The 21,652-nt window shown below is 65.1% G+C and carries 17 protein-coding genes; 7 read left to right on the top strand and 10 right to left on the bottom strand.

Annotated features, from left to right (window positions below):
* Nucleotides 1-36 precede the first annotated feature (36 nt).
* From C491_RS09990 to C491_RS09970, 5 genes are all read right to left on the bottom strand, one after another.
* Entirely contained in the window at nt 37-234 is a 198-nt protein-coding gene (locus tag C491_RS09990; RefSeq protein ID WP_005555785.1) for a hypothetical protein, read from the bottom strand.
* A gap of 49 nt (nt 235-283) precedes the next feature.
* Nucleotides 284-2,974, bottom strand: a complete 2,691-nt coding sequence (gene ppc, locus C491_RS09985) for a phosphoenolpyruvate carboxylase (protein WP_005555782.1) — start codon at nt 2,972-2,974, stop codon at nt 284-286.
* Nucleotides 2,975-3,546: 572 nt separating this feature from the next.
* Complete coding sequence (locus C491_RS09980) at nt 3,547-4,521, bottom strand: electron transfer flavoprotein subunit alpha/FixB family protein (protein WP_005555780.1); 975 nt, start codon at nt 4,519-4,521, stop codon at nt 3,547-3,549.
* A complete protein-coding gene (locus C491_RS09975) occupies nt 4,518-5,288 on the bottom strand; it encodes an electron transfer flavoprotein subunit beta/FixA family protein (RefSeq protein ID WP_005555778.1) in 771 nt (256 codons plus the stop codon). Before C491_RS09975 ends, C491_RS09980 begins: the two co-directional genes overlap by 4 nt.
* 2 nt (nt 5,289-5,290) lie before the next feature.
* Entirely contained in the window at nt 5,291-7,822 is a 2,532-nt protein-coding gene (locus tag C491_RS09970; RefSeq protein ID WP_005555777.1) for a GcvT family protein, read from the bottom strand.
* A gap of 306 nt (nt 7,823-8,128) precedes the next feature.
* Between C491_RS09970 and C491_RS09965 the strand changes: the two genes are divergently transcribed.
* Nucleotides 8,129-9,844 carry a formate--tetrahydrofolate ligase gene (locus C491_RS09965; RefSeq protein WP_005555775.1) on the top strand — a complete coding sequence of 572 codons (1,716 nt, stop codon included), beginning with the start codon at nt 8,129-8,131 and terminating at the stop codon, nt 9,842-9,844.
* Between the two features lie 4 nt (nt 9,845-9,848).
* Here C491_RS09965 and C491_RS09960 read toward each other — a convergent pair whose 3' ends face one another.
* A complete protein-coding gene (locus tag C491_RS09960) occupies nt 9,849-10,421 on the bottom strand; it encodes a hypothetical protein (protein WP_005555773.1) in 573 nt (190 codons plus the stop codon).
* 122 nt (nt 10,422-10,543) lie between these two features.
* Here C491_RS09960 and fdhF point away from each other — a divergent pair, with 122 nt between their 5' ends.
* Nucleotides 10,544-12,679 (top strand): formate dehydrogenase subunit alpha, encoded by a 2,136-nt coding sequence (fdhF, locus tag C491_RS09955; RefSeq protein ID WP_005555771.1) that lies wholly within the window; start codon nt 10,544-10,546, stop codon nt 12,677-12,679.
* 60 nt (nt 12,680-12,739) lie between these two features.
* Here fdhF and C491_RS09950 read toward each other — a convergent pair whose 3' ends face one another.
* A complete protein-coding gene (locus tag C491_RS09950) occupies nt 12,740-14,596 on the bottom strand; it encodes a BCCT family transporter (protein WP_005555770.1) in 1,857 nt (618 codons plus the stop codon).
* 80 nt (nt 14,597-14,676) lie between these two features.
* Nucleotides 14,677-15,903, bottom strand: a complete 1,227-nt coding sequence (locus C491_RS09945; RefSeq protein ID WP_005555769.1) for an NAD-binding protein — start codon at nt 15,901-15,903, stop codon at nt 14,677-14,679.
* A gap of 161 nt (nt 15,904-16,064) precedes the next feature.
* On the opposite strand from C491_RS09945, the gene C491_RS09940 reads away from it, so the two are divergent.
* The 4 genes from C491_RS09940 (at nt 16,065) to C491_RS09935 (ending at nt 17,531) form a co-directional block, all read left to right on the top strand.
* Nucleotides 16,065-16,502 carry a universal stress protein gene (locus C491_RS09940; RefSeq protein WP_005555768.1) on the top strand — a complete coding sequence of 146 codons (438 nt, stop codon included), beginning with the start codon at nt 16,065-16,067 and terminating at the stop codon, nt 16,500-16,502.
* Between the two features lie 155 nt (nt 16,503-16,657).
* Entirely contained in the window at nt 16,658-16,828 is a 171-nt protein-coding gene (locus C491_RS22930) for a hypothetical protein (RefSeq protein WP_160167149.1), read from the top strand.
* Nucleotides 16,829-16,865: 37 nt separating this feature from the next.
* The gene (locus C491_RS23230; protein WP_169331733.1) at nt 16,866-17,021 is read left to right on the top strand and encodes a hypothetical protein; all 156 of its coding nucleotides are present in this window, start codon (nt 16,866-16,868) and stop codon (nt 17,019-17,021) included.
* An 87-nt stretch (nt 17,022-17,108) separates the two neighbouring features.
* On the top strand, nt 17,109-17,531 hold the full coding sequence (locus tag C491_RS09935; protein WP_005555767.1) for a universal stress protein: 423 nt from the start codon (nt 17,109-17,111) through the stop codon (nt 17,529-17,531).
* Between the two features lie 94 nt (nt 17,532-17,625).
* Here C491_RS09935 and C491_RS09930 read toward each other — a convergent pair whose 3' ends face one another.
* Nucleotides 17,626-19,422, bottom strand: coding sequence for a BCCT family transporter (locus C491_RS09930; RefSeq protein ID WP_005555766.1), 1,797 nt, complete (start codon nt 19,420-19,422; stop codon nt 17,626-17,628).
* 306 nt (nt 19,423-19,728) lie between these two features.
* A complete protein-coding gene (locus C491_RS09925) occupies nt 19,729-20,034 on the bottom strand; it encodes a hypothetical protein (protein ID WP_049891707.1) in 306 nt (101 codons plus the stop codon).
* A gap of 228 nt (nt 20,035-20,262) precedes the next feature.
* Here C491_RS09925 and C491_RS09920 point away from each other — a divergent pair, with 228 nt between their 5' ends.
* A complete protein-coding gene (locus C491_RS09920; RefSeq protein WP_005555764.1) occupies nt 20,263-21,633 on the top strand; it encodes an aminomethyltransferase family protein in 1,371 nt (456 codons plus the stop codon).
* Nucleotides 21,634-21,652: the final 19 nt, after the last annotated feature.

Genomic DNA, 21,652 nt, shown 5'->3' with positions numbered 1-21,652 from the left:
CGTCAGTGGGAGGGGGAATCGCTTCGATCCAGGACGTTACCGGTTCCCCATCGCCGCGCCGAGTGCGGCGCCGATCGCGACGCCCATCGGGATCCACAGGCCGAGGTCGTCGGTCGCGACGCCGATCGCGGACCCCAGTGCGATTCCGAGGGCAATTCCAACGCCCAGTTCGGCTCCATCGGTGCCGTCGGTGCCATCGCCGTCGTCGCTCGCCTCTACGGTATCGTTCGCCACGTGACGACGTTCGTCGGAGCGGCGATAGCTGTTGACTCCGTGAGCGGGCCTACCCCGTATTCTTCATCCCGGCGGCGATCCCCTTCACCGTCAGCCGCAGAGTTCGCTCCTCGATGTCAGTACGATGGGTGCGATCGAGCAGGTAGACCTGCAGCAGGTTCAGTGGGTCGACGTAGGGGTTCCGTCGTTCGAGGTTCTCGCCGAGCCAGTCGCGGGTGTGAAGCTCCTCGCGCTGGCCGATCGTCGTCACCAGTTCGGCTGCACGCTCGTACTCCTCGCTCAGCCGCGGGAAGAACCGATCGCGGAGGTCGGCGTCGGCCATTCCCGCGTAGGTCTCGGCGATCTCGAGTTCGGTTCGGGACAGCGAGAGCGCGGCGTTGTCCAGCGTCGTCCGGAAGAACGGCCACTGCTCGTACATCTCCTGGAGAGTTTCCTCCGAGCCGCCGTTCTCGAGGTAGGCGTCGAGCCCCGTCGCCAGGGCGTACCAGCCCGGCAGGATACACCGCGACTGCGTCCAGGAGAACACCCACGGGATCGCCCGCAGGTCCTCGACGGTGCGCTCGCCGGATCGCGAGGCGGGTCGCGAGCCCAGATCGAGATCCTCGATGACGGTGATCGGCGTCGCCTGCTCGAAGTACCGGACGAACCCCTCGCTCTCGAGCAGGTCGCGGTACTCCTGGCGGGCGGCGTCGGCCATCGTCTCCATCGCCTCGATCCACTCCTCTTCGATCGCCTCCTCGGGCTGTTCCTCGGCGTAGAGGCGGGCCCGCAGCTGGGCGTTCAGCATCTGCTCGATGTTGCGCTCGGCGATCCGGGGGTTGCCGTACTTCTCGGCGATCGCCTCGCCCTGCTCGGTGAACTTGACTTGGCCCGTCACCGTCGAGTTCGGCAGCGCGAGCAGCGCCTCGTTCATCGGCCCGCCGCCTCGCGAGATCGAGCCCCCGCGGCCGTGGAACAGCCGCATCGTCACGTCGTGGTCGTCGCAGATCTCGCCCAGGCGGCGCTGGTTCTTGTACAGCGACCAGTTCGCCGCGAGGAAGCCGTTCTCCTTGTTCGAGTCCGAGTAGCCGAGCATGATCTCCTGGGTTCGTCCGCGGGCCTCGAGGGCCTGGACGTACGCCTCGTTCTCGAACAGCGTCCCCATAATCCGGCGGGCGCCCGAGAGGGCGTACTCCGTCTCGAGCAGCGGAACGATGTCGAGCCCGCAGTGTTCGGGCAGGGAGACGACGCCCGCCTGGTCGGCGAGGAACAGGACCTCGAGGACGTGGCTGGGCTCCTCCGTCATCGAGATGGCGTAGGTGTCGATCGCGTGGACGCCGTACTCGGTCTGCCAGTCGCCGAGCTCGTCGAACAGCGTCAGTACCCGCTCGGAGTCTTCCGAGAGCCCGTCGGTGTCGGTGAGGTTGATCACGGGATCGTCCTGCAGGACGGCGTCGGTCAGGAGTTCGACGCGCTCGTCCTCGTCGAGTCCGTGGTAGTCGATCCCCTCGCGCTCCAGCGCCGCGGCGATGGCGTCGGTGTGTTTCTGCTGGTGGTCCCGCAGGTCCATACTGGCGAGCGAGAAGCCGAACGTGGCGACCCGCCGCCGGATCGGATCGACGTGGGCGTCGACGACGCTCTCAGCGCCGTTGTTTCGCAGACTCTTCGCGACGACCTCGAGATCGTCGAGCAGCCCGTCGACCTCCTCGTAGCCGCCCGGGCGGACGTCGCCGATCCGCGCCAGGCGCTCGCGCATCAGCTTGAGTTTCTGACGGTACGGTTCGCCCGGGTATCGGTCCTGTGCGGTGCGGGCGCTACCGGGCAGCAGCTCCCGGTCGTCCTCGAGACTGGCCTCAAACTCCGGCCCGACGTCGATCCGGCTGCCGTCCTGGCTCAGCACGCCCGACAGGCGCTTGAGCTGGGTGCGATACTGCTCGAGAACGACCTCCCGTTGGCGCTCGAGGGTGTTGGCGGTCACCTCGGGGGTCACGTAGGGGTTGCCGTCACGGTCGCTGCCGGCCCACGAGCGAAACTCGAACAGTTTCGGAATGTCGAGGCTGTGGCCGACTGCCTCGTCGATGGCGTCGTCGAGTTCATCGTACACCTCGCCGACCACGTCGAACAGCGTGTTCTCCAGGTACCACTGGACGTTGCGGGCCTCGTCGGCGACCTCCGGCTGGCGCTTGCGGACCTGGGGGGTCTGCCAGAGGCTCGTCACCTCGGCGTCGACGTCCCGCCAGACCTGATCGCGCTCCTTGTCGGTCAGCAGCCGTTCGTCCAGCGTCTCGAGGTGGGTCGCGATCGTCCGCAGCTTCGATTTGACCGTCTTGCGCCGGGCCTCCGTCGGGTGGGCGGTGAACGTCGGCTCGATCAGCACGTCGTCGAGGACCTGCTGGACCGTCCCGACGTCGGTCTCGGCGAGCTCGGCCGCGGCCGTCTCCAGGCTGTCCTCGAGGGTGTCCTCCTGGGAGCCGGTTCGGATCGAGCGCACCCGTTCGCGCTCCTCGGCGAGATTAATCAGCTCGAAGTACGTGGTGAACGCCCTGGCGACGACCCGCTGCTGATGGGGCGAGAGGTTGTTGAGCTCGGTCGCGAGGGGGTCCCGCGACTCGAGGTCCCCCGAGCGGTAGTCGATCGCGGTGGTCCGGCACGATTCGACGGTCTCGAACGCCCGTCGCGAGGTCTGGTCCTCGAGGACGTCTCCCAGAAGCGCCCCGAGCTCGCGAACGTCCCGGCGCACGGTCCTGTTATGCAGTGTCATCGCAGGGTCGTACGGACCGTAGCATAAAAATCCCGGGAGCATCCCGAAGCCTTGCCTCGCGCATCTTTTTCCCTGATAATTACGCCGTCCGGCACGAACTCGGCCGTCCCGAGGTTCGAACGAGTCCTCTCGAGTGCCGTCGTCTCAAGGTTTTCTCTGAACGGACGTTCCGCTTTCACTATTAGTTTGAAATTGTATAGTTCTACAAAAACATCGGAAAGATTAGAATAGAGACGGCCGAAATACTGTCTCGAGTCTCCGGGGATGTATATCCGTATTCGCCCTCTGACCCCATTATAATCCGATAGAGGATGATCTTCATACGAAAGGCAACTCTCTTAGCAGCGGTTTCGTCGATAGTCTACCGAAATAATCAAAATATCTCACTGACCATTCTAATGAGTGAAAGTGTATACATACATTTAATTACGGATGTACATGCGTAATAACAGAACTCTCAATCAGAAATGATTGAATATCAGAAGGGTCGTGGATCAGGCGGGACGGCGTCGGGAGCGTCTACTCCGATCGGAAGGGGGAGTCGAACTTCGACCGATCGGGGGTCGACTCGCTCACGACGCGTCGCGCAGGGCCTCGTTCAGTTCCGGCACGACCTCGTGGAGGTCGCCGATCACGGCCCAGTCGGCCTTCTGGACGATCGCTGCCTCGGGATCCGTGTTGATCGCGAGCAGCGTGTCCGCGCCCTTGCAGCCGACCATGTGCTGGACCGCGCCGCTGATTCCGCAGGCGATATAGATGTCCGGGCTGATCTTCGCGCCGGTCTGTCCGACCTGATCGTCGTGTGGACGCCACCCCTCGTTGACCGCGGCTCGAGAGGCGCCCACGGTTCCGCCCAGCAGCTCCGCCAGCTCCTCGAGCTGGTCATAGTCCTCGGCGTTGCCGACGCCCCGGCCACCGCCGACGACGACCCGGGCCTCGCCCAGCGGGATCCCCTCCTCGTCGCCCGACTCGACGCGATCGACCTGCACCGCGAACAGGTCGTCCTCGAGGTCGGGCTCGAACGTCGAGACCGACGGTTCCGTCGTCGATGCGGCGGGTTCGATCGGGAACTCGTGTTCGGCCGCCGTCAGCAGTTTGTGCTCACCGTCGAGGCGAGCGTGTTCGATCAGGCTGCCGCCCCAGCGGTTGCGCCGCAGTTCGTAGGCGCCGTCGTCGGCGATGTCGACCGCGAGGCAGTTCGTCGCCAACGGCGCGTCGAGGGAGGCACCGACGCGAGCCAGCACCTCGCGGCCGCGGTCGGTTCCCGGGGCCGTGATCGTCTCCGCCTCGTGCTCGGACGCGAGCTGGACGACGCTCTCGGCCCACGCGTCAGGTGCGTAGCGCTCGAGACGGTCGTGAGCGACGCAGTAGACCGCCTCGACGCCGTGTTCGCCGAGCTCGTCGCCCAGTGCGTCAGCCTCGTCGCCGAAGGCGACGGCCTCGAGCGAGTCTCCCTCGGCGGTCGCCAGCTCGCGAGCCATCGCGAGCGACTCGAGCGAGAGCTCCTCGGGCGCTCCCTCGTCGTGCTCGACGAGCGCGAGGATCATACGACCTCCACCTCCTCGGCGAGGATCTCGACGATCTTGGGCACCGCTTCCGGCCCCTCGCCCAGGATCTCCGCGGGCGAGTCGTCGGTCTCGGGCGCCTCCAGACGAACCTTCTCGAGCCCGCCCGCTCTCGTCTCGGCCCGGGGCTCTACGCTCTCGATCTCCTGGCGACGGGCCTGCATCTTGGCCCGCATCGAGGCGTACCGGGGCTCGTTGAGCCCCTCCTTGACGGTCACGACGGCAGGGAGGTCGACCTCGTACACCTCCTCGCCGCCCGACACCTCGCGTCTCGCGATCGCGGTTCCGTCCTCGACCTCGAGATCCTTGATTCCGGTGACGCAGGGGTAGCCGAGTTCGCTCGCGACGCGGACGGCGACCTGGTAGTTGGCCGCGTCGGCCGACTCGTTGCCGAACAGCAGCAGGTCGAATCCCTCGTCGTCATCGAGGCGATCGATTCCGTCCGCGAGCGCGTCGGCGGTCGCCCGCGGCGACCACTCCTCGTCGTCGGTCTCGAGCAGGGTCGCCTCGTCGGCCTGCATGGCCAGCCCGGTCCGGAGCTGTTCGTCCGCTTCGGGCGGGCCGAGGGTGAGCAGGTGAGCGGAGCCGCCGTGGGTTTCGACCTGCGCGACGGCCTCCTCGATCGCACACTCCTCGTGGGGGCTCATCGTAAAGCCCAGCCCGCTCGTGTCGATTCGCTGCTCGTCCTCCGTGAGAACGATCTTGGCGCCCGTGTTCGGGACGCGTTTGAGACAGGCGAGTACCTTCATGATTAGCTCCGGATGCGGTCGTTCTCGGGGTCGAACAGCGGTTCGCTGCCGACGATCTCGACCTCGACGGGATACCGCTGGCCCATATACTCGACCGTGAGCTCGCGGCCCTCATCGGCGTACTCCGGTGGGAGGTACGCCATCAGGAGATGTTTGCCGACCGATGGCCCGGTTCCCGCACTGGTGACGTAGGACTCCCGTCCCTCCTCGTCGACGATCACCTCGCCGTCGTCGTCGAGGATTGGCTCGCCGCCGAGCATGAACCGGGGCTCGCCGCCCTCGGGCGCGTGATCGGCTACGGAGAGGGTACACAGGGTCGCCGCGTCCTCGGTCTCGAGGGCCTCCGCGTAGGCCTCCTTCCCGACGAAGTCGGCCTCTTTGACGCCGTGGAACGAGAGGCCGGCCTCCGAGGGGTCGTACTCGAGCTCGAGTTCGTGGCCGTGGAGGCGGTACCCCTTCTCCAGGCGGCCCGTAGTGCCGTAGACACCCATCCCGACCGGGCGAATGTCGTGGTCTTCACCGGCCTCCTCGACGAGCTCCCAGAGCCGCCGGCCCTGGCCCATCGGCGCGTAGAGCTCCCAGCCGCGCTCACCGACGTAGGAGAGCCGCATCGCCCAGGCGTCGACCTCGCCGATAGTGACTTCCTGGGCGGTGTACGGCGGGAACGCCTCGTGGGAGACGTCCTCCTCGGCGACCGACTGGACGATCTCGCGGGCCGATGGTCCCCAGACGCCGAGCGTGCACAGCGACTCGGAGTTGTCGATCATTGTGACGTCGGCGTCCTCGGGGATGTGACTCCCGAACCAGGCCCGATCGGAGCCCGCGGCCGCCCCGCCCGTGATCAGCCGGAAGTGGTCGGGGCCGAGCCGGACGATCGTCAGATCGGAGACGAAGCCGCCGTTTTCGGCCAGAATCGGCGTGTACACCGTCTTCCCGACGTCGACGTCGATCCGGCCGACGGCCATCCCCTCGAGGAACTCGCAGGCGTCCTCGCCGACGAAATCGAAGATGCCGAAGCCCATGTCGCCGACCATTGCGACCTCGTCCCGCATGTGGAGGTGTTCGGCCAGAATAATGGGAGACCACCACCGCGAGTCCCACTCGTTCGGTCGTTCGAGCCCCTCGAGCTCGTCGGCGTAGCGCTCGAGGAGGTCCTCGTTGGACTCGTACCACTGGGGCCGTTCCCAGCCCGCGGCCTCGAAGAATCGCGCGTCGAGTTCGTCCTGGCGGTCGTAGAACGGACTCGTGCGCAGGGGACGTGAGCTCTGCCACTGCTCGTGGGGGTGGACGATGCCGTAGATCTTCTGGAACCCCTCGTGGGCGCGGTTCTTGACAAACTGTCTGGAGTTGCCGTACTCGTAGAACCGGTTGATATCCGAGCCGTGGAGATCGATGTCGGACCAGCCGCGGGTCATCCACTGGGCGACGGCCTCGCCGACGGCGGGCGCCTCCTTGATCCAGACTGCGGCACAGGACCACAGCCCCTCGACGTCCTGGAGCGGGCCCAGCAGGGGCGCGCCATCGGGCGTCACCGACAGCAGCCCGTCGATCTCGTGACGGACGCCGGCCTCGGGATCGTCCAGCAGCTCCGGAACGATCTCGAGGGCGTCGTGCATCGACTGCTCGAACGCGTCGTCGGTCAGCGGCGGCTGGGTCGGCGACAGCGGCGCCTCGTCGATCGAGGGGATCTCGTCGACGTCCCAGAGGATCGGCCGGTGCTGGTAGGAGCCGACCTCGAGGTCGTTGCCGTGCTGGCGCTCATACATCTGGGTGTCCATATCGCGGACGACGGGGAAGGAGATCTCACCCTCGTAGTCCTCGAAAAAGGAGATCGGGCCGACGCTGACCATCTGGTGGACCGCCGGGGTCAGCGGGATCTCGACGCCGGCCATCGCGGCGATCTTCGGACTCCAGAGCCCGCAGGCGATGGCGACCTCGTCGGCCTCGACGGTCCCGCGGTCGGTCTCGACCGCGCTGATCGCGCCGTCCTCGAGGTGGAGGTCGAGCACCGTCGTGTTCGGCGAGACCGTCAGCCCGCCGTCAGTGTACTCGTCGGCTCGTGCCCGCATCACCTCGCCCGCCCGTAGCGGGTCGCAGGTCCCCGCACCCGGGCTGTAGAAGCCGCCTTTGATGATGTCGGTGTTGAGATAGGGAACCATCTCCTCGATCTCTTCGACCGAGAGCAGCCGCCCGGGCTCGCCCCAGGCCGTCGCTGACTGGACGCGCCGCTCGAGCTCTGCCATCCGCTCTTCCGTTCGGGCGACCTCGAGCCCGCCGCTGTTGGTGAAGGTGTCCATGTCCTCGTACTGCTCGATGCTCCGGCGGGTGAGGTGGGTTATCTCCTTGGAGTGTTCGACCGGCATCAGGAAGTTCGAGGCGTGCCCCGTCGAGCCGCCCGGATCCGGCAGCGGACCCTTGTCGAGCAGCAGAATATCCTCCCGTCCCTGATCCGCGAGGTGGTACGCGAGGCTGTTGCCGACGACCCCCGCGCCGATGACGACGGTGTCCGCACTCGAGGGGAACGCGTCGCTCATCGGCGATCGCCTCCCTCGACGCTGTTCCGTCCCGTTCCGTCCGAACATCCTCCACCCGATCTATGTGTGTTGTTATCTGTCATACTTTCCCGATATCCTGTCAACGATACCCAGGATATTAAATTCCCGTAGTAGGCGCGAGAACGCCGAGTTACGGGCGAACAGGTTCGGCCAGCACCCCCTTGGTGACGTGACGGTCGCCGGAATCGACGGGTCGGGCGAGCGCGGGTCCGTCGGGACCTCGTCGTATCCGGAACGCTACAGATGAGCTAACACTTATCACTGATTCGGGAAAACGTACGATAGATGACGGATTCGAACCAGGACGGGGCGATCCCGACCGACTACGAGATCGCACAGCACGCCGAGAAACGTCCGATCACCGAAGTCGTCGAACCGTTCGGACTCGCGGACGACGACCTCGAGCCGATCGGGGATTACAAGGCGAAGGTTTCCTTCGAGGCGATCGAGCGGCTCCGAGACCAGGGAACCGACGACGGAAAGCTGATCCTCGTCACGGGGATGACGCCGACGCCGCTGGGCGAGGGGAAGACGGTGACGACCGTCGGACTCGGACAGGCGTTCAATCACATCGATCGGGACGCGCTGATCGCGATCCGGGAGCCGTCACTGGGGCCGGTCTTCGGCGTCAAGGGCGGCGCCGCAGGTGGCGGCTACTCCCAGGTGCTTCCGATGGAGGACATCAACCTCCACTTCACGGGCGATCTGCACGCGCTGACCTCGGCGCACAACCTGATCTCGACGATGCTCGACAACCACATCAAACAGGGTAACGAGCTCGATATCGCGGTCAACTGGGTCAACTGGCCGCGCGCGATCGACATGAATGATCGGGTGCTCCGCGAGACGGTGATCGGCCTGGGCGGCGAGGTCACCGGGGTCCCCCGCGAGGATGGGTTCATCCTGACGGCGGCCTCCGAGATGATGGCCGTGCTCTGTCTCGCCGACGGTCTCGAGGACCTCAAGACCCGTATCGGCCGGATCATCGTCGCCTACACCGACGACGGCGAGCCGGTCACGGTCGACGATATCGGCGCGACCGACGCCGCGGCGATCCTGCTGAAGGACGCCCTCAAACCCAACGTCGTCCAGACGATCGAGGGAACGCCCGCGTTCGTTCACGGCGGCCCCTTCGCGAACATCGCTCACGGGACCAACTCGCTGATCGCCGACGAGGTCGCCGCTCACCTCTCGGAGTACCTTGTCACCGAGGCCGGCTTCGGCTCCGATCTGGGCGCCGAGAAGTTCATGAACATCGTCTGTCGGTTCGGCGAGATGGAGCCCGACGCCGTCACGCTCGTCGCGTCGGTACGGGCGCTGAAGTATCACGGCCAGGAGATGTGGCCGCCGAACCTCGAGGAGTTGGAAGACGAGAACGTCGAGGCCGTCGAGCGCGGGCTCGAGAACCTTGACAAACACGTCGAGAACCTGCGAAAGTTCGGCGTTCCCGTCGTCGTCGCGCTCAACCGGTTCCCCGACGACGCCGACGCGGAGGTCGAGGCCGTCCTCAAGCACTGCCGCGAGGACCTCGAGGTGCGGGCGGCGGAGTCGACGGTGTTCAGCGACGGCGGCGAGGGCGGCGTCGACCTCGCCGAGAATCTCGTCGACGCCGCCGAAACGGAGTCGTCGTTCGAGCCGCTGTACGACCTCGACGTGTCGATCGAGGAGAAGATCGAGACCGTCGCGACCGAGATCTACGGCGCCGACGACGTCGAGTACCACAGCGACGCCGAGAAGGATATCGAACGGCTCACGGAACACGGGTTCGACGACGTGCCCATCTGCATCTCGAAGACGTTCCACTCGCTGAGCGACGACGCGAGCCGCAAGGGCGTCCCCGAGGACTGGACGCTCGAAGTCAACGAGATCTATCCCTCCGCAGGGGCCGGATTCCTCGTGGTGTTGACCGCGGACGTGCTCACCCTCCCCGGCCTCCCCGAGGAGCCGGCGGCCGCGAACATGGAACTCCACTCGGACGGGAGCATCGACGGCCTCTTCTGACCGCCTACTCCCCGTTTTCCGATCGGTGATCGAGCAGCCACAACGCCCGGTAGCAGTCCCAGAGCTCGCAGTTACAGCGGTCGGCGATCGTCCGACAGCGCTCGAGGTAGCGCTCGTACTCCCCGCTGTCCGGTGACTCGGGGTACGGTTCCTCGAGCTCCCCGTGCTCGTGAAGCACCGCCCACTCGCGGGCGCTCATCGCCAGGTACTGCTCTGGCTCGAGGAACTGCAGGAACGCCGTTCCGATCGGGACGTCGACCCCCTCGAGTGCCGTCAGCGCCTCGAGTTTCGCGCGCGTCGTCTCGGCCGCGAGGGCGCCTCCGATCGCGGTCTCGAGAGCCTCGTACTCGTTGTCACCGAAGCGCTCCTCGGCGGCCCGCCGCTCTGTGTCGGGGTACCGACCGAGGAAGCGCCGGAAGTACCACTGGACGATCCACTCGACGTCGCGCCAGCCGTACGATCCCTCGGCCAGGGTCGCGGGCAACAGCTCGCGGTGTTCGTCTTCGACGGTCGCGAGCGGCTGTTCGTCGGGGTACTCGTCGGCGAGTGCTGTGACCGTATCCGCGGAGAGAGCCATCGTTCGTCGGTTATTCGGCGGGCAGTGTGAACGTTTTCCTCGGTGGTCCGGGAGAAACTTTCATACCTCGTCGAGGGAAACGGTACACTAGATCATGAGCAGCTCCGACACAGGTGGTTCCGATGGCGACTGAGGAGTCCGAACCCGTCAAGACGATCTGTCCGTACTGCGGCGTCGGCTGCGGTATCCAGGTTAAACAGGGCGAGGAGCCCGGCGACGTACAGTTTATGCCCTGGGGTGACGCCCCGGTAAACGAGGGACGGATCTGCATCAAGGGCGGCGCGGCGACGGAGGTCGTCGACCACGAGGACCGACTCACCGAGCCGCTGATCAAGGAGGACGGTGAGTTCCGCGAGGCCACCTGGGAGGAGGCCTACGACCGCATCGTCGACGAACTCGAGCGCATCAGCGAGGAGCACGAGCCCGACGCGATGGGCTTTTTCGGCTCCTCGAAGACGATGAACGAGGAGAACTACCTCCTCCAGAAGCTCGCGCGACGGTACGGCACCAACAACGTCGACAACTGCACGCGGATGTGTCACGCCTCGACGGTGTGGGCGCTGCGGACGAGCCTGGGCGCCGGCGCGATGACCAACAGCATGGCCGACTTAGAGGAGTCGGCCGACATCTTCTGGATCCAGGGGGCAAACCCCGGCGAGCAACACCCGATCGCCAACAGCCAGTACTTCCGTCAGGCCGTCCTCGAGGGGGCGACGGTGATCCAGGTCGACCCCCACGCCAACAAGACGACGAAGTCGTTCCAGATCGACGACACCGATCGCCACCAGCACCTCCAGCTCGAGCCGGGGACCGACATCCCGCTGTTGAACATCGTCATCAAGACGATCCTCGAGAACCACGAGGACGATCCCGACGCGGGCTGGATCGACGAGGAGTTCATCGAGGAGCGAACGGAGGGGTTCGACCACCTCAAGGAGACCCTCGCCGACTTCGACAAGGAGGAGGCCGCCGAGCAGTGTGGCGTCCCGCTCGAGGAGATCGAGATGGCCGCCGAGAAGTACGCGATGGCGAACAACGCGGCCATCTTCACCGGGATGGGGATGAGCCAGCACACCTGTGGCGTCGACAACGTGCAAAACGAGATCAACCTCGCACTGATCACGGGCAACCTCGGCAAACCGGGGACGGGAGTCAACCCGCTCCGCGGCCAGAACAACGTCCAGGGGACCTGTGACGTCGGTGCGATGCCGAACGTTCTGCCGGGCTACCAGCTGGTCGACGACGATGAGGCCCGCCAGTCCGTCGAGGAGGAGTGGGGCTTCGAGGTGCCCGACGAGCCCGGGCTGACGAACGTCGAACTCTCCCACGAGTTCGGTAACTCGGTGAAGGGGCTGTACGTGATGGGCGAGAACCCGGTCGTGAGCGAGCCCGACGCCAACCGAGTCATCGAACGTATTCAGGATCTCGAGTTCATGGTCGCCCAGGACATCTTCATGACCGAGACGGCCGAGTACGCCGACGTCGTTCTGCCGGCGACGACCTGGGCCGAACGCGGCGGCACCGTCACCAACACGGACCGCCGGGTCCAGCGGATGCGCGGCGTCGATAAGGTTCACGAGAACACGAAACACGACCTCGAGATCCTCATGGAGGTCGGCAGCCGACTGTTCAGCGAGGACGAGTTCCGCTTCGAGGACGAGGAGGCCGTCTTCGAGGAGCTCCGGCAGGTCTGTCCGAGCTACTACGGGATGACCTACGACATCCTCGGCGAGGAGGGGGTCCAGTGGCCCTGTTACGAACTCGGCGACCAGGGCGACCGGTTCCTCTACGAGGACAGCTTCGACACCGACAACGGTCTCGGGCGGATCGAGGGCGTCACCCACCAGCCGCCCAAGGAGACCCCCGACGAGGAGTACCCGCTGATCCTGACGACCGCCCGGCTCGAGGAACACTACAACACGGGGACGATGAGCCGTCGCTCGCCGACGCTGAACCGCCAGACCCCCGAGAACTTCGTCGACGTCCATCCGAACGACGCCGAGCGCTACGGGATCGAGGACGGCCAGCAGATCCGTCTCAAGTCCCGCCGGGGCGAGATCACCGTCGAGGCCCAGGTCACGGAAGCGATCAAGGAGGGCTCGGTGTGGACGACGCCGCACTTCGCTGCCGCCTCGGCGAACAAGCTCACCAACGACGTTCTCGACGAACGCGCGAAGATTCCGGAGTACAAGGCCGCCGCGGCCGAGATCGAGGTCGGCATCGAGCCGGCCGACTCGGAGGCGCCGGCCGACGACTGACGACTGTCGACTCCACCGTTTTTTCGCCCGGCGCTCGAGGGAACGACGAGTCCGCGCGTTTCAGCCGCCCTCGTCCTCGGTATCCCCGCCGAGCTTCGCCCACGCGGCGCCGACGATCGACTGCCGACCACGTTCGTGCCGGCGGAACGCCGCGACGAGCCCGACGAGTGAGATCAAAACGAGCAGGGCGAACGGGGCACCGGTCAGCACGGCCGTCGCCTGCAACACCTCGGCGCTGTCGGTGACGAGGACCGAGACGGCGACGAGTCCCTGTACGATCCCCCAGAAGACGATCGCACCGGTCGTCGGGGCGAACTCCCGTTTCGTCGCCAGCACGGCGACGGCGAGCGTCGAGGTGTCCGCGGAGCTGGCCATGAAGACGACGATCAATGCCAGGAAGCCGAACACGAGGAACTGGCCGATCGCGAGGCTCTCGAGGACCGGAAAACCGGCGACGGCCTCGGAACCACCCGCGGCGTCGATCGCGCCGAGGACGTCCACGACGCCCGTCTGCTGGAGATGTAGCGAAGACGACCCTAGAAGGAGAAACCAGGCCATCGTCGCCAGGGAGGGCGCGATCACGCCTGTCAGGACGACCGTCCGGATCCGCCGCCCGCGGGACAGCGCAGCCAGAAAGAGACCTGCGAACGGGGCCCAGGAGAACCACCACGCCCAGTTCCAGATCGTCCAGTCGGCCACCCACGCGCTGGCGATCGGGCCGTTCCCCAGATAGATGCTCATCGGGATCGCGTGAACCGCGGAGTTCCCGACTGCTTGCGAGGAGTACTCGAGAACGGCCGTTCGCGGGGCAACGGCGACGAACAGCGCCGCGAATAGCCCGAACAGGACGAGGGTAACGGCGGCGATCCGCCTGATTCCCCGGTGGACGCCGCTCTGTGCCGAGACGACGAAGACGAACGTCAGGCCAGTGACGAACAGCACCGAGCCGACGGTGTCGGACGCGACGCCCCACTGAAACTCGATCCCTGCGAGGAACTGGTCCCCGACGAGCGCAATCGAGGTGGCGATCCCGCCGATCGTCGCGAACACCGCGAGCAGGTCGACGAGCCGACACCAGATCGAATCGAGGTGTTCGACGCCGAGAAACGGCGCGAGGATCGTCGAGACGCGCAACGGTGCCCCCTGCTGGTAGACGTAGTAGGCGATCGGGACGCCGACGGCGACGTACGCGCTCCAGGCGGAGATCCCCCAGTGAAACAGCGTGTAGGTCAGCGCCGCCCCGGCGGCCGCCTCCGACTGCGGCTCGACGCCGAAGTAGGGCGGCGGCGTCTCGTAGTGGAACAGTGCCTCGGCCGGCCCCCAGAGGACGATCCCGGCGGCGATTCCGGCCGTAAAGAACATCGCGAAGTAGACGGGGTAGGTGTAGGCCGGCTCGGCGTCCGGGCCGCCGAGTTTCACCGTTCCCCACGGCCCCACCAGGAGGTACAGCGAGATCAGTACCGAAATCGTCATCACGGCGGCGAACAGCCAGCCACCGTAGATCGTAACGGTTCGCTGTGCGGCGTCGACGGCACGGATCGTTTCGGCGGGCACCAGCAACTGCCCGAAAAAGAAGAGGACGAACGCGACGACCGGGATCCCGAACGCGATCGGATCCTGTCGGGAGAGGAACTTCTCGAGGGTGTCGGCCAGCCCGAGCCGCCGCACTCGGAGCAGGGAGTCCGGATCGAACGCGCCGGCGTCCTCGTCGGATTCGGCCGGCAACACGGCGAGATAGGCCAGTCCGGAGCCGAAGAATACGAGCGAAAGGAGGAGCCACGTCGGCCCGGAGACCGCTTCCACAACGGGATCCGGAAAGAAAAAACCCGCCGCAACGACGGCCCCCGAAAGGAGACAGAGCGGCCCCAGTAGCGTCCGGAGCACCCGTTCGACCGGCCCGACCCCCTGAAGACCCATGTTAACAGTTTACACGGGACATCCGTTAGTCCTTCCCCCACAGCTCTCGGCGGAATCCTGGTCGACAACCCGCAACGTCCTCACTCCGTGTCGCCGTCGGCGTCGTCGAACAGCGAGTCGGCCGACGTTCGATCGAGGACGGAGCGGCCGAGGAATCGACCGCCGATCTCCATCGGGCTGATAACCTCGTCAGCACCGACCGCCTCGAGTTTGTCGACGTGCTCTCGGTCGTTCGCGGCGGCGACGATGCGGACCGCCCGGTTCGCCTCCCGCGCCGCGAGGACCGTCAGGACGTCCGTGGCGTCGTCCCGGGTCGCGACGACCACGCCCGCGGCCTCGTCGATCCTGGCCTCGTCGAGCGTTTCGGCGAGGGTCGGGTCGCCGGTGACGACGGTAACGTTCCGGTCGTCGAACTCGCCGGTGTCGTCGCCGTCGGACGCGACGACCACGACGTCGACCTCGGTGCCGAGTTCGTCGAGTAGCGGTTCCGTGATGTCGTCGTGGCCGAGAACCAGCACGTGATCCTCGAGCAGTGTGAGTTCCGTCGGGGTCATGGTTCCGAACGCGGTGGCTATTCGCTTCTCGATGGCCGGGACGATCAGTGCCCCGATCGCCACGGTGAACGCGCCGGTTCCGAAGACGATGACCGAGAGCGAAAACCACTTCGCCTCGGTCGTCAGCGGCGTGATATCGCCGTAGCCGACGGTCGCGACCGTGACGATGACGTAGTAGACCGAGTCGCTCCAGGTCTCGAGGCCACCGAACTGGTCCCGGAGCGCGTACGAGCCGACCGTTCCGTACAGGCCGACGCCGATAATCGAAGACAGCGCGGCGATCTGCAGCGAGGAGAGTTCGAGTCGCCGGTCAAACGCCGACCGATTGACGAGCAAGAGCGGGAGCGTCAGGAGAATCGCAAGCAAGAGCGGAACGTCCATTGGCCGAAGCGTCGTCAGGGGTAACACCGTAGCTAGCGGAAGGACAGCAAGCGTGAGGTACCACGCGATCCGTTTCCGACGCCGGAGGCCGAAAACGAGGAGCATGAGGACGAACGCGAGCAAGACACCGGTGAACTGCAGGAAGACGGGCTCGGCCGGGAGCGCCCCCGCCAGCGGCCCGTCGAAGGCCGGGTCCGGCTGGCTGAGGTTCGACAATCCGGTGACAAACGAGAGGATCGCGACGAACTCGGTCAGCCACACCGCCGCGTTCGCGCCGGAGAACTCCTCCCAGTGGACGAACCGTACCCTCTCGGAGCGGTAGAACAACCGCTCGAGTGCGGGTTCCGACGGGTCCGGGGTATCGGCCCCCATCCTCTAGCTGTAACGGGAACGAGCTATTTGATGTCTTCCCTGCTCCTCGGTCGGTGCATCGATCCTGCCGAACCCTCGCCGAGGTCGTGTTGTGTGGTAACAGAAGCAAGTACTATGTGAGTGACCCTCGATGTTTCAGACGGGTACGAGGACGAATACACATGTACGACAACGTTCTGATCGCGACGGACGGCAGCGACGAGGCCGAAGGGTGTGTCGAACACGGACTCGATGTCGCGGAGCGAGTGGGTGCGAAAGTACACGTGCTGTACGTGGTCGAGACGAAGGCGAGCTACATTCTGACGGTCGGTATCTCCGACGACGAGCTTCGATCCTACCGAAAGTACGGCGAGGAGGTCGTCGGCGAGGTGATCGAGCGCGTCTCCGAACGCGGTCTTAGCGGCGAGGGCGTGATCAGAACCGGTCGGCCGGCCGAGGAGATCGTCGAGTACGCCGACGAGAACGACGTCGACCTCATCCTGATGGGAAAACAGGGTCACGGGGCAATCGACAGACATCTCGGAAGCACCTCCGAGAAGGTCATCCGAATGGCCGACGCGCCGGTAACGGTCGTCGCGGGCGCACAGTGGGCGGTCTAGATCTGCCACGGCCACTCGAGTCGTCATCCGAACGAGCCGTTTCGCTCTCCGTGGACGGAGCCGTTCCGGCTCCGACCGGTGTAGATACGTCCCATGACGTCTCGTCCTCGAACCGTCAGCTTTGAGCCGTTTCCGACCGAAGCCACTTCAAACATATGCGCTGGACCCCGCGGACCTACCTGCGACTGTTCCTGCTCGGCGGCGGCCTCCTCCTGTTGGGTAGCGGGCTCCTCGCCGGCGAACTCCTCGAGATCCTCCTCGGCGCCGCCGGCGCGGCCCTGGGCGGAATCGGTCTCGTCGCCGAGTGGCGAGACGTCTCGGACTGACGACACGCATAAGTCGCGTCCGGACAGTGGCCTCGGTATGTCCAGATTCGTCGCGATCGCCGCAACGATCCTCGCGGTAGTACTGGCAGTCGCGAGTCTGCTGTTGTTGCTGGCGGGCCGACACTTCATCGCCGGGACGCTGCTGACGTTCGTGGCGTTCTCGATCTACCTTCGCGAGATCAACCTCGAGTAGTCCGTCCATCGGTCGGCGGTGTCTCCGAGCGCACGTTCTCGACCCAAACTATTTGCGCGCGTCCTTCGAAGAGGCGGTCTGAGGAGGATGTTCGACAGGATACTGATCGCGACGGACGGAAGCCAGAAAGCGGCGGCGGCGATCGACCACGGACTGGATCTCGCGGAGACGTTCGGTGCCGAGGTCCACGTGATCTACGTCGTCGAGACGAAGGCGTCGTACATTCTGAGCATCGGCGCAAGCGAGGAGGGGCTCGAGGAGTACCGCCAGTACGGCGAGGGGATCGTCGGCGAGGTCGTCGACCGAGCCGAGGAGCGAGGGCTCGACGGCGTCGGCGTAGTGAAATCCGGAAAGGTTGGACGACAGATCCTCGACTACGTCGAGACGGCGGAGATCGACACCGTAATCATGGCGGAACGCGGCCGGGGGACCCTCGAGAAGTACCTCGGCTCCAACGTCGAGAAGGTCGTTCAGCTCTGTCCGCAGCCGGTCACCGTCGTCCGCTCGTAGGACGACGTCGGAACGGGTTTCGATCGTCTGGACGTCGGCTCCGCGACAAACGCGAACCGCCTACGATCGTACGGCGAACTGTTAGTAGTCGATCTCAGTCGTCGCCGACGTCGACGACGGTTCCGTCCCTGGTTCTGACGTGCGTGACGAGGTCGCCGGTCTGGCTCGTGACGACGATCTCGTCGTCCTCCTCGAGATCGTCTATCAGCTCGGCGAACTCGTCGGACTTGAGGGTCTTGTACTCCCGTCTGAGACCGACCAGAACGGCGTACATCATGAACAGCAGGATGAGCGTGAACGGAAGCCCGCTGGCGATGGCAGCCGCCTGCAACGCCTCGACCGCGGCGTCGCCGCCAGCGATCAGCAGCGTCGAGGCGACTAATCCCTCCGAGGCAGCCCAGAACACCCGGCCGGTCGGGGGCGTTTCGTGTTTTCCGCCGGTGCTCAGATGCTCGAGGACGAGCGACCCCGAGTCCGAGGAGGTCACGAAGAACGTCGTGACGAGGATGATCGCGAGCACCGACAGGATCAGCGTGCCCGGCATCAGGTCGAACATCGCGAACATTGCGAGCTCCTCGCCGACCTCGAAGATCGGGCCGCTGATCGCGCCCTCGGTCGCCTCGCTCAGTTCGAAGTTCAGGGCGGTTCCGCCCATCGCCGAGAACCAGGCAAACGAGAAGATGACGGGGATCAGGAGCACGCCACCGACGAACTCCCGGATCGAGCGTCCCTTCGAGATCCGTGCGATGAACATTCCGACGAACGGCGACCAGGAGATCCACCAGGCCCAGTAGAACACCGTCCAGTCGACGAGGAAGTTACCTTCGCCCTCGCCGCCCGGCCCGTAGAACTCCGAGCCCTGGAAGTAGTGGTTGTCGAAGGTGTTCCCGAAGAACGAGAGCTCGAAGAAGTTCCCGAGGTAGCCCCCGATCGCCTGCGGGAGCGCGCCGAGAATGAACAGTGTCGGTCCGAGGACGAACACCGATCCGAGCAGGAGTATCATCAGCGTGAGGTTCAGATTGCTGAGCCGTCGGATCCCCTTGTCGAGACCGAGATAGACCGAGATCATTGCCAGTCCAGTGACGACCCCAACGATGGCGACGGCGACCCAGATCGAGTCGGGGACAGTCGGAAACGCTCCGACCTCGTCACCGACGAACGTCAGCCCGGCGTTGATCTGCAATGCCCCCAGCCCCAGCGAGGTAACGAGACCGAACAGCGTCGCGAAGATGGTGAAGATGTCGATGAGGTGTCCGGGCCAGCCGTAGATTCGGTCGCCGAGAACGGGGTAGAACACCGATCGAAAGGTCAGCGGAAGCCCGCGATTGAACGAGAAGAAGGCGAGTCCGAGCGCGACCAGCGCGTAGATCGCCCACGGGTGAATACCCCAGTGGAACAGCGACACCGCAAGCGCTACTTCGCCGGCACCCTCGGTCCCCGCCTCCGCACCGAGATGTGGGTCGAAGAGGTGAAACACCGGTTCGGCAACGCCGAAGAACATGAGGCCGATCCCCATCCCCGCGCTGAACAGCATCGCGACCCAGGAGATATCGCTGAACTCCTTCTCGCCGTCGACCCCGCCCAGCCGGATCGAGCCGTACTTGCTGATGGCGAGGTAGACCATGAAGATGATAAACGAGTTCGCCGCCAGGATGAACAGCCAGTCGAAGTAGTCTGAAACCGCGACTCGGGTGTCCTGGTACACGGTCCCCGCCTGGTCCGGGAACACGAGCGAGAGGACGATAAAGAGGGTAATCAACCCACCCGCGATGAGGAAGACCGGCGGGTTGATGTCGAACCCGAACCCCTGCCAGTTCCTGTCGCCCGGTTCTCGGTCCGTCTCCGCGTGGAAGAGATTTTCCTGTATTCCGCGCTTATCTTCGTCTGCCATAGTTTCCCTCAGTGTTCGTGCTGCCGTAGTTGTGCTGCCCGAAACCGTACGCCGAGCCCGTTCGAAGCGGTAGTTCGTGACACTCCGATCGAACCGCTCGATCCGACCTGCCGACTCCGATCGCTCGAGCCGCCGTCAGGGCGCTACCGTGCGAACACGTCTCGAGTGACATGTACTACCAATCCCATTATACCGATTCCCTGCTGTCAGGTATATAGCTTTGGTAACTATCCGTGTAGTTGTCAGAGGATCACACCGTCTGATAGTCCTTTCGACCTACAGCTCTCGCGAGCGCTGGCGTGGCTGTCAGAATCGAGTGAACAGGAATCCGAGCCGGGACGGGGTAGCGAGAAACGAGACGAAAAACGTTACCACGGCGAGTCCGAACGAGACGGCCGCGAGCCCGGTGAGAATCGGTGCAAGCCCGGTCCAGACGGGGATCGAGAGCACGATCGCCGTCATCGAACAGACGACGATCAACAGGAACCCCATCGAGACGCGTAACCCCATCTGCCGGGGGTTGAACCCACATCGAGGACAGCCTTCCTCGTCCCCCTCGAGTTCGCACCCGCAGCGGTTACAGTGCGGAACGCCACCCGTGAACGGAACCATAGCGTACTGGTCTCGCCGAAGCGACAAAAAGACGCGGCTCCGCACCGATAGGTCGCTCGAGTCCGGCGCTGGAGGCTGGTCCGGCGTCGGTCGGAGTCTCAGTCAGAATGGGCCGTTCCTCGAGGGCGAACCACAACAGTCCGGAACACTGTAATGTAGAGTTTCTGCAGCGGCCGTCTCTGGCCTCAACTCCCACATTTATGTGCTCCCGAAGACACGTATATGGTAATGTCTGACAAGGAAGCAGGACGGACCGAGAGCCACCCGAACTACCCGACAGTCGACCAGTCCGATCGAACCCTCCCCCGGAACCTCCGCCAGTCCGGCGACCCGGGGATCGAGATGCTCGTCTCGACGCGCGTCCGGAAGTCGCCGTTCTTCCACAAGTCCTTCGTCGAGAACGGCGCCTGGCGAGCAACGGTCTACAACCGGATCTACCACCCACGCGGGATGCTGAAACCCGAAGAAGGGGGGATGATGGAGGAGTACGACGCGCTCGTCAACCACGTAACCCTGTGGGACGTCGCGGTCGAACGCCAGATTCGTGTCAAGGGACCCGATGCGGAGGCGCTCACGAACTACGTCATCACGCGGGACGCGACCGAGATCGAGCCGATGCACGGGAAGTACGTCATCCTCTGTAACGAGGACGGCGGCATCCTGAACGATCCCGTCCTGTTGCGCCCGGCCGAGGACGAGTTCTGGTTCTCGCTCTCGGATTCGACGCTGATGCAGTGGCTCCAGGGGGTCAACGTCGGGAAGAACTTCGACGTCGAGATCGACGAGATCGACGTCGCGCCGATGCAGGTTCAGGGACCGAAGTCGGTCGACGTGATGGTCGACGTCGTCGGCGAGGAGGTCAAAGAGATCCCCTACTACGGGCTGATGGAGGCCGAAATCAACGGCGTCTCGGTGCTGGTGAGCCAGACCGGCTTCTCCGGCGAGAAGGGGTTCGAGATCTACGTCCGCGACGCGACGAAACACGCCGAGGCCGTCTGGGATCCCGTCTACGAGGCCGTCGTCGACCACGGCGGGATGCAGGTCGCCCCAGCACACCACCGACGTATCGCCGCCGGCATCCTCTCGTGGGGCCAGGACATGGACCACGAGACGTCGCCGTTCCAGGTCAACCTCGCCTACCAGGTCCCCGACGACAAGGACGCCGACTACGTCGGCAAGGAGGAACTCGAGCGCCAGCAGGAACTGATCGAGGACGGCGAGTACCCGTTCGTCCACAAGATGGTCGGACTGAAGCTGGCCGGCGAGCCGATCCGGGACTACGCGCCCGACTTCTGGCTCATCTCCGATCCCGAGACGGGCGATGAGTGTGGCTACGTCACCTCACCGTGGTACAACCCCGAACTCGAGACGAACCTCGCGCTCGGGTTCGTCCCCGCCGAGAAGCTTGACGGCGACGTCAGGGAGGTGTACGACGGCGACATCGAGACGGAGTTCCAGGTTCATCTCCCCGACGAGTACGCCGAGGAGCCCGGCGAGCCGGTGTACGCCAAGGTCTCCGAGGTGCCGTTCAAGCCCTCGGTCAACCCGAGCGCGCGCGAGCAGGCGAAGCTGAGCGCTCGCGAGGAGGCCTCCGAATAGTGTCCGGAGAGATCCAGTC

The organism is Natronococcus amylolyticus DSM 10524 (genome assembly GCF_000337675.1).
GTDB classification, from domain to species: Archaea; Halobacteriota; Halobacteria; order Halobacteriales; family Natrialbaceae; genus Natronococcus; species Natronococcus amylolyticus.
This window is presented reverse-complemented; position numbering and strand designations above follow the sequence as displayed.

Bases quoted from the DNA above. Each gene is read 5' to 3' on its own strand.
- C491_RS22930 (WP_160167149.1), top strand. From the start codon at position 16,658: ATGCGCTGGACCCCGCGGACCTACCTGCGACTGTTCCTGCTCGGCGGC.
- C491_RS09935 (WP_005555767.1), top strand. From the start codon at position 17,109: ATGTTCGACAGGATACTGATCGCGACGGACGGAAGCCAGAAAGCGGCG.
- C491_RS09960 (WP_005555773.1), bottom strand. From the start codon at position 10,421: ATGGCTCTCTCCGCGGATACGGTCACAGCACTCGCCGACGAGTACCCC.
- C491_RS09950 (WP_005555770.1), bottom strand. From the start codon at position 14,596: ATGGGTCTTCAGGGGGTCGGGCCGGTCGAACGGGTGCTCCGGACGCTA.
- C491_RS09970 (WP_005555777.1), bottom strand. From the start codon at position 7,822: ATGAGCGACGCGTTCCCCTCGAGTGCGGACACCGTCGTCATCGGCGCG.
- fdhF (WP_005555771.1), top strand. From the start codon at position 10,544: ATGGCGACTGAGGAGTCCGAACCCGTCAAGACGATCTGTCCGTACTGC.
- C491_RS23230 (WP_169331733.1), top strand. From the start codon at position 16,866: ATGTCCAGATTCGTCGCGATCGCCGCAACGATCCTCGCGGTAGTACTG.
- C491_RS09940 (WP_005555768.1), top strand. From the start codon at position 16,065: ATGTACGACAACGTTCTGATCGCGACGGACGGCAGCGACGAGGCCGAA.
- C491_RS09965 (WP_005555775.1), top strand. From the start codon at position 8,129: ATGACGGATTCGAACCAGGACGGGGCGATCCCGACCGACTACGAGATC.
- ppc (WP_005555782.1), bottom strand. From the start codon at position 2,974: ATGACACTGCATAACAGGACCGTGCGCCGGGACGTTCGCGAGCTCGGG.
- C491_RS09925 (WP_049891707.1), bottom strand. From the start codon at position 20,034: ATGGTTCCGTTCACGGGTGGCGTTCCGCACTGTAACCGCTGCGGGTGC.
- C491_RS09930 (WP_005555766.1), bottom strand. From the start codon at position 19,422: ATGGCAGACGAAGATAAGCGCGGAATACAGGAAAATCTCTTCCACGCG.
- C491_RS09945 (WP_005555769.1), bottom strand. From the start codon at position 15,903: ATGGGGGCCGATACCCCGGACCCGTCGGAACCCGCACTCGAGCGGTTG.
- C491_RS09920 (WP_005555764.1), top strand. From the start codon at position 20,263: ATGTCTGACAAGGAAGCAGGACGGACCGAGAGCCACCCGAACTACCCG.
- C491_RS09980 (WP_005555780.1), bottom strand. From the start codon at position 4,521: ATGATCCTCGCGCTCGTCGAGCACGACGAGGGAGCGCCCGAGGAGCTC.
- C491_RS09975 (WP_005555778.1), bottom strand. From the start codon at position 5,288: ATGAAGGTACTCGCCTGTCTCAAACGCGTCCCGAACACGGGCGCCAAG.